Raw genomic sequence first — 6849 nt, forward strand, 5'->3', positions numbered from 1 at the left:
CATGCCGAAGACTATAGCGGCATTCCGCTGGCCGCGCAATCGGACGCCGCCCGGGGATTCCGGCCGCCCGGCGCGGAAAAGGGGCAAATGAAAACGGCGGCCTTGCGGCCGCCGTTTCCGGTCGATCGCACGTCAGTGATCGCGCTGCGACGAGCGCGCCGGATTCGCGCGCCCGCGGACGGCCATGTAGGCCCAGAACACGTAGCCGGACAGCCCGTACAGCACGAACAGGCAGAACAGCATCAGCGGCGGATCGGACGACACGAGCACGAACGCGACGACGACCAGCAGGATCGCCGCGAACGGCACGCGGTGCCGCACGTCGAGCGCCTTGCCGCTGTAGAACGGCGCGTTCGACACCATCGTCACGCCGGCGTAGATCGTCAGCACGAACGCGACCCACGGCAGCCAGCCGAGCTTCATCGGCACGCGGTTGTCGGTCGCGAGCCACACGAAGCCCGCGATCAGCGCGGCGGCGGCCGGGCTCGGCAGCCCCTGGAAGAAGCGCTTGTCGACCACGCCGATGTTCGTGTTGAAGCGCGCGAGGCGCAGCGCGGCACCCGAGCAGTAGACGAACGCGGCCAGCCAGCCCCAGCGGCCGAGATCCTTCAGCACCCACTCGTACATCACGAGCGCGGGCGCGACGCCGAACGACACCATGTCCGACAGGCTGTCGAACTGCTCGCCGAACGCGCTCTGCGTGTGCGTCATGCGCGCGACGCGCCCGTCCATCCCGTCGAGCACCATCGCGACGAAAATCGCGATCGCGGCAATCTCGAAGCGCACGTTCATCGCCTGCACGACCGCGAAAAAGCCGCAGAACAGCGCGGCGGTCGTGAATGCGTTCGGCAGCAGGTAGATGCCGCGGGTCTTCAGGAACCGCTGGCGCGCGGCGCGACGGCTCTCGAGCGGCGCCGGATCGGGCGCCATCCCCTTGTTGCGGCGGAACGGTCGTGGCGTCTGGCCGGAGCCGTTACGCGGCCGACGCGGTTTGAATGCGGCCATCGTGCGCCCCGCCGCTTACTGCTCAAGCTCGGCGAGGATCGTCGACGACGCGTAGACCTTCTCGCCGATCGACACCTTCGCGCGGCTGCCGAGCGGCAGGTACACGTCGACGCGCGAGCCGAAGCGGATGAAACCGTAGCGCTGCCCGCGCGACAGCGGCTCGCCGGCACGCACGTAACAGAGAATCCGGCGGGCGACGAGGCCCGCGATCTGCACGGCGGTGACGGTCTTGCCGCTCGCCGTCTGGATCACGACCGCATTGCGCTCGTTCTCGGTCGATGCCTTGTCGATCGCCGCGTTCAGGAACGCGCCCGGGAAGTACTCGACCTTGGTGATCGCGCCGTCGACCGGCGAACGCTGCGAATGGACATTGAATACGTTCATGAACACGCTGATCTTCAGCGCTTCACGGTTCGCGTACGGGTCTTGTGCGGTCTCGACCGCGACGATGCGGCCGTCTGCCGGGCACAGCACCGCGTTCGGCTGCGCGGGGATCGGGCGCTGCGGATCGCGGAAGAACTGGACGACGAAGACGAGCAGCAGCCAGAACGGCCACGCGAAGCCGAAGCCCCCGACGGCGTGGATCAACAGCGCGATGACGGCAGCAATCGCGATGAACGGCCAGCCTTCGCGCGCGATGATCGGATGAGGATAGTTCATGGATTCGTTCTGTGTTCGGTGAATTGCAAAGCCCGTAGGATAGCAAAAGCCGCCCGGGGCACTGCTGCCTTCGGACGGCTTTTTGAAACCGGCCCTCCACTCGAAGGGCCGGAACAGCTCGCGGTGCTTAGTTCTTCGTCTGGTCGACGAGCTTGTTCTTCGCGATCCACGGCATCATCGCACGCAGCTTCGCACCGACCTGTTCGATCTGGTGCTCGGCCGTCAGGCGACGGCGCGACTGCAGCGTCGGGGCGCCTGCCTTGTTCTCGAGAATGAAGCTCTTCGCGTACTCGCCGGTCTGGATGTCGGTCAGGCACTGCTTCATCGCCTTCTTTGTCTCTTCCGTGACAACGCGCGGGCCCGTCACGTACTCGCCGTACTCGGCGTTGTTCGAGATCGAGTAGTTCATGTTCGCGATGCCGCCTTCGTAGATCAGGTCGACGATCAGCTTCAGTTCGTGCAGGCACTCGAAGTACGCCATTTCCGGCGCGTAGCCTGCTTCGACCAGCGTCTCGAAGCCCGCCTTGATCAGCTCGACGGTACCGCCGCACAGCACGGCCTGCTCGCCGAACAGGTCGGTTTCGGTCTCTTCACGGAAGTTCGTCTCGATGATGCCGGCACGGCCGCCGCCGTTCGCCGCCGCGTACGACAGCGCGATGTCGCGTGCCGCGCCCGACTTGTTCTGCGCAACCGCGATCAGGTGCGGCACGCCGCCGCCTTGCGAGTACGTGCCGCGCACGGTGTGGCCCGGTGCCTTCGGCGCGATCATGATCACGTCGAGATCGGCGCGCGGGATCACCTGGCCGTAGTGGACGTTGAAGCCGTGCGCGAATGCCAGCGCCGCGCCTTGCTTGATGTTCGCGTGCACTTCCTTCGCGTACACGTCGGCGATCTGCTCGTCCGGCAGCAGCATCATGACGACGTCCGCGCCCTTCACCGCTTCCGCGACTTCCTTGACCGACAGGCCGGCGTTTTCGGCCTTGCTCCACGACGCGCCGTCCTTGCGCAGGCCGACCGTCACGTTCACGCCGCTTTCCTTCAGGTTCAGCGCGTGCGCATGGCCTTGCGAGCCGTAGCCGATGATCGTGACTTGCTTGCCCTTGATGAGGGAGAGGTCGGCGTCTTTGTCGTAGAAAACGTTCATGATGGTTCCTTCGCTAATTCAAAAATTCAACAATTCGTTCGGATGGAGTACTGCGGGCCGGGACATGACGGCGCACCCGGCGTGCCGGTCTGGCAAATTCGGCATCACACCTTCAGGATGCGCTCGCCGCGTCCGATGCCGGAGCTGCCGGTGCGCACGGTCTCTAGGATCGCGCCCGCGTCCAGCCCCTGGATGAATGCGTCGAGCTTGTCGCTCGCGCCCGTCAATTCGATCGTGTAGGTCTTCTCGGTCACGTCGATGATGCGGCCGCGGAAAATGTCCGACATCCGCTTCATTTCTTCGCGCTCCTTGCCCACTGCACGTACCTTGATCAGCATCAGCTCGCGTTCGATGTGTGCACCGTCGGTCAGGTCCACCACTTTCACCACCTCGATCAGGCGGTTCAGATGCTTCGTGATCTGTTCGATCACGTCGTCGGAGCCAATGGAAACGATGGTGAGCCGCGACAGCGATTGGTCTTCGGTCGGCGCCACCGTCAAGGTTTCGATGTTGTAGCCGCGTGCGGAAAACAGACCGACCACGCGCGACAGCGCGCCCGGTTCGTTCTCCAGCAGGACGGAAATGATGTGTCTCATGTTCGCTTCTTCCAGAATGTGTCCGTGTCGATTCACTCGCGCCGCGCGCCGCCGCGTGCCGCACCGCCCTTCGTGAAGGCGGCCGCCTCGGGCCAGGCGCGCGTCGCGCCGTTACAGATCTTCCGATCCGAGCAGCATCTCGGTGATGCCCTTGCCGGCCTGTACCATCGGCCAGACGTTTTCGGTCGGATCGGTCTGGAAGTCGAGAAACACGGTGCGGTCCTTCAGGCGCAGCGCTTCCTTCAGCGCCGGCTCCACATCCGAGGTCTTTTCGATCCGCAAGCCGACATGGCCGTACGCTTCGGCGAGCTTCACGAAATCGGGCAGCGCATCCATGTACGAATGCGAATAGCGCTTGCTGTATTCGATCTGCTGCCACTGGCGGACCATGCCGAGGTAGCGGTTGTTCAGCGAAATGATCTTCACGGGCGTGTCGTACTGCAGGCAGGTCGACAACTCCTGGATGCACATCTGGATCGAGCCTTCGCCCGTGATGCACAGCACGTCGTCGTCCGGGTGCGCGATCTTGACGCCCATCGCCGCCGGCAGGCCGAAGCCCATCGTGCCGAGGCCGCCGGAGTTGATCCAGCGACGCGGCTTGTTGAAACGGTAGAACTGCGCGGCCCACATCTGGTGCTGGCCGACGTCCGAGCACACGAACGCATTGCCGTCCGTCAGCTCCCACGCCTTCTCCACCACGTACTGCGGCTTGATGATCTCGCTTTCGCGGTCGTACTTCAGGCAGTCCTTCGCGCGCCAGCCCTCGATGTCCTTCCACCATTGCGCGAGCGCCTCGGTGTCGGGGCCGTGCTCGGCCGTCTGCAGCTGCTCGATCAGTTCCTTCAGCACTTCCTTCACGTCGCCGACGATCGGGATGTCGACCTTCACGCGCTTCGAGATCGACGACGGGTCGATGTCGATGTGGATGATCTTGCGCGGACGCGACGCGAAGTGCGCCGGGTCGCCGATCACGCGGTCGTCGAAGCGGGCACCGATCGCGATCAGCACGTCGCAGTGCTGCATCGCCATGTTCGCTTCGTAGGTGCCGTGCATGCCGAGCATGCCGAGGAATTTCTTGTCCGACGCGCGATAGCCGCCGAGGCCCATCAGCGTGTTCGTGACCGGGTAGCCGAGCAGGTCCGCGAACTGGTTCAGTTCGCGCGACGCGTCGGCGAGGATGATGCCGCCACCCGTGTAGATGTAAGGACGCTTCGCCGTCAGCAGCAGCGACACGGCCTTGCGGATCTGGCCCGAATGGCCCTTCGTGACGGGGTTGTACGAACGCAGCGACACGCTCTTGACGGGCTCGTACTGGCACGGCGTCTTCGAGATGTCCTTCGGGATGTCGATCAGCACCGGGCCCGGACGGCCGGTGCGGGCGATGTAGAACGCCTTCTTGACGGTTTCCGCGAGGTCGCGCACGTCCTTCACGAGGAAGTTGTGCTTCACGCACGGACGCGTGATGCCGACGGTGTCGCACTCCTGGAAAGCGTCCTGGCCGATCGCGGCAGTCGGCACCTGGCCGCTGATCACGACCATCGGGATCGAATCCATGTAGGCCGTTGCGATGCCGGTCACCGCGTTGGTGACACCGGGGCCCGACGTCACGAGGCAGACGCCGACATTGCCGGTGGAACGCGCATACGCATCGGCTGCGTGCACGGCCGCCTGTTCGTGGCGCACCAGCACGTGCTGAATCTTGTCCTGCTTGTACAGCTCGTCGTAGATATAGAGAACCGAGCCGCCGGGATAGCCCCAGATGAATTCGACGTTTTCGTCGGCGAGTGCCTTCATCAGCACGGTGCCGCCGATGGAGTCGCTATCGGGAGGGGAAAGGGGTTCCGACGTGGAGAATTCCGCGCTGGGCATGTTCATTTTGACCTTTCGAATTTTCGGCAAAAAATTGATCGGGTGCTCTCTGCCGGGCTTGTGGCTCGGGTTCAAGCGGCGCGTCCAGTTTGAAGGGCGGGCTTCTTGGGCCAGCCTCAAATGAGACCATCACTTCATGTTGCGAATCGTTGACGATAGCGGGTCGTGGTTGGGTCGTCAAGCAAAATATCCCGCACCGCATCATGCGCGCCGCCCGGCGCCCCGCCGCCGCGGCTCGCGCGCAACGTGCGGCGCCCGACCCGGTGCCAAGCGGCACGAAAATTTGATAGCATCCGCGGGTTTTACGAAATTTTTCGACCTTTTACACCACGCAGCGGCCCGCAGCGCATACCTTCACGGAATGGCATCAGACAAGGAACTCGCCGACTTTCTGGCGGGCGTCGAAAGGCGCGCGTTCAAGCAGGCTGCGTACGCCGTGCGTGACGACGATGCGTCGCTCGACATCGTGCAGGACGCGATGATCAAGCTTGCGGAAAAGTACGGCGACCGGCCGGCGGCCGAATTGCCGCTGCTTTTTCAGCGGATCCTGCAGAATACGGTCCACGACTGGTTTCGCCGGCAGAAGGTCCGCAACACGTGGGTCACGCTCTTCTCGTCGCTGAACAATACCGACGACGAAGACTTCGACCCGCTCGAAACACTCGAATCCGCGGACGACAACGCGGGCGTCGAGAGCAGCGAGCACCGCCTCGAAAGAGAGCAGGTTCTGGCCCTGATCGACGAAGAAATCCAGAAGCTTCCGGCGCGTCAACGGGAAGCGTTCCTGATGCGTTATTGGGAAGATATGGATGTCGCCGAGACTGCCGCCGCAATGGGGTGCTCCGAGGGCAGCGTGAAGACGCACTGCTCGCGAGCCACCCATACCCTGGCGCAAGCGCTCAAGGCCAAAGGAATCACGCTATGAGCTCCGCTCCCGCAAACCGAGAACACGAATTCGCGCTGAAGGTGCGCCGCGCGCTTGACGAGCGTGCGGCCGCGCTGCCTGCCGCGACCACCGATCGTCTGGCCGTCGCCCGCCGGGCCGGGCTCGCGCGCAAGAAGCCCGAAGCCGCGACCGCGCCGGTGTTCGTGCCGGCCTTCGCCGGCGCGGCCGGCGCCTACGGACCGGCGCCCGTGAACCGCCCGAAAGCGTCGTTCGCGCGCCGCCTGCTGCGCGCGTGGCCGCTTGCGCTGCTGCTCGCGGGGCTCGTCGGCATCGCCTACTGGGAAGACATGCAGCGCACCGCCGAACTCGCCGACATCGACGCGGCGATGCTCAGCGACGACCTGCCGCTCAACGCGTATCTCGATCACGGGTTCAACGCGTATCTTTCGCGCGCTCACTAACAGACAATAACGAGGGGATCGCACGGGTGAGTCAGAAGCGCGGCCTGGCCGTATTTTTCGGATGCGTGATCGCGATCGCCGTTTCCTACGTCGCCACCTATTCCCGATTTCACCCGGCCCCCGCGACGACCACCGTCGCGGCCGTCAGCCCCGCCGCGCCTGCCTCGGCCGCGACCGGGCTGGCCACCGAACTCCCGCCGCTGCCCCTGCCGCTGCCGGCCGCCACCG

General features: G+C 64.7%; 7 protein-coding genes and 1 pseudogene. 3 read left to right on the forward strand and 5 right to left on the reverse strand.

All coding sequences use genetic code 11. The features are described 5' to 3' along the window. Window positions 1-132 precede the first annotated feature (132 nt). The 5 genes from pssA to G3N62_RS15250 all read right to left on the reverse strand — a co-directional run bounded on the left by pssA (window position 133) and on the right by G3N62_RS15250 (window position 5280). Window positions 133-1005 (reverse strand): CDP-diacylglycerol--serine O-phosphatidyltransferase, encoded by an 873-nt coding sequence (gene pssA / locus G3N62_RS15230; RefSeq protein ID WP_034190795.1) that lies wholly within the window; start codon window positions 1003-1005, stop codon window positions 133-135. A gap of 15 nt (window positions 1006-1020) precedes the next feature. Continuing rightward, on the reverse strand, window positions 1021-1665 hold the full coding sequence (locus G3N62_RS15235) for a phosphatidylserine decarboxylase (RefSeq protein ID WP_031401923.1): 645 nt from the start codon (window positions 1663-1665) through the stop codon (window positions 1021-1023). 127 nt (window positions 1666-1792) lie between these two features. Further along, complete coding sequence (gene ilvC / locus G3N62_RS15240) at window positions 1793-2809, reverse strand: ketol-acid reductoisomerase (RefSeq protein WP_034190794.1); 1017 nt, start codon at window positions 2807-2809, stop codon at window positions 1793-1795. Between the two features lie 104 nt (window positions 2810-2913). Then, the gene (ilvN, locus tag G3N62_RS15245; protein WP_006398781.1) at window positions 2914-3405 is read right to left on the reverse strand and encodes an acetolactate synthase small subunit; all 492 of its coding nucleotides are present in this window, start codon (window positions 3403-3405) and stop codon (window positions 2914-2916) included. A gap of 111 nt (window positions 3406-3516) precedes the next feature. Then, window positions 3517-5280 (reverse strand): acetolactate synthase 3 catalytic subunit, encoded by a 1764-nt coding sequence (locus G3N62_RS15250; protein WP_124670621.1) that lies wholly within the window; start codon window positions 5278-5280, stop codon window positions 3517-3519. A 355-nt stretch (window positions 5281-5635) separates the two neighbouring features. Between G3N62_RS15250 and G3N62_RS15255 the strand changes: the two genes are divergently transcribed. The 3 genes and pseudogenes from G3N62_RS15255 to G3N62_RS15265 form a co-directional block, all read left to right on the forward strand. Continuing rightward, window positions 5636-6199 (forward strand): RNA polymerase sigma factor, encoded by a 564-nt coding sequence (locus G3N62_RS15255; RefSeq protein WP_034190792.1) that lies wholly within the window; start codon window positions 5636-5638, stop codon window positions 6197-6199. Continuing rightward, entirely contained in the window at window positions 6196-6621 is a 426-nt protein-coding gene (locus G3N62_RS15260; protein ID WP_206141250.1) for a DUF3619 family protein, read from the forward strand. The genes G3N62_RS15255 and G3N62_RS15260 overlap by 4 nt, the downstream gene beginning before the upstream one ends. A gap of 26 nt (window positions 6622-6647) precedes the next feature. Continuing rightward, window positions 6648-6849: pseudogene (locus G3N62_RS15265) on the forward strand (hypothetical protein); the annotation flags it as partial.

This window comes from Burkholderia sp. Tr-20355 (genome assembly GCF_017104685.1).
GTDB lineage: Bacteria > Pseudomonadota > Gammaproteobacteria > Burkholderiales > Burkholderiaceae > Burkholderia > Burkholderia seminalis.

Bases quoted from the DNA above. Each gene is read 5' to 3' on its own strand.
- pssA (WP_034190795.1), bottom strand. From the start codon at position 1,005: ATGGCCGCATTCAAACCGCGTCGGCCGCGTAACGGCTCCGGCCAGACG.
- G3N62_RS15235 (WP_031401923.1), bottom strand. From the start codon at position 1,665: ATGAACTATCCTCATCCGATCATCGCGCGCGAAGGCTGGCCGTTCATC.
- ilvC (WP_034190794.1), bottom strand. From the start codon at position 2,809: ATGAACGTTTTCTACGACAAAGACGCCGACCTCTCCCTCATCAAGGGC.
- ilvN (WP_006398781.1), bottom strand. From the start codon at position 3,405: ATGAGACACATCATTTCCGTCCTGCTGGAGAACGAACCGGGCGCGCTG.
- G3N62_RS15250 (WP_124670621.1), bottom strand. From the start codon at position 5,280: ATGAACATGCCCAGCGCGGAATTCTCCACGTCGGAACCCCTTTCCCCT.
- G3N62_RS15255 (WP_034190792.1), top strand. From the start codon at position 5,636: ATGGCATCAGACAAGGAACTCGCCGACTTTCTGGCGGGCGTCGAAAGG.
- G3N62_RS15260 (WP_206141250.1), top strand. From the start codon at position 6,196: ATGAGCTCCGCTCCCGCAAACCGAGAACACGAATTCGCGCTGAAGGTG.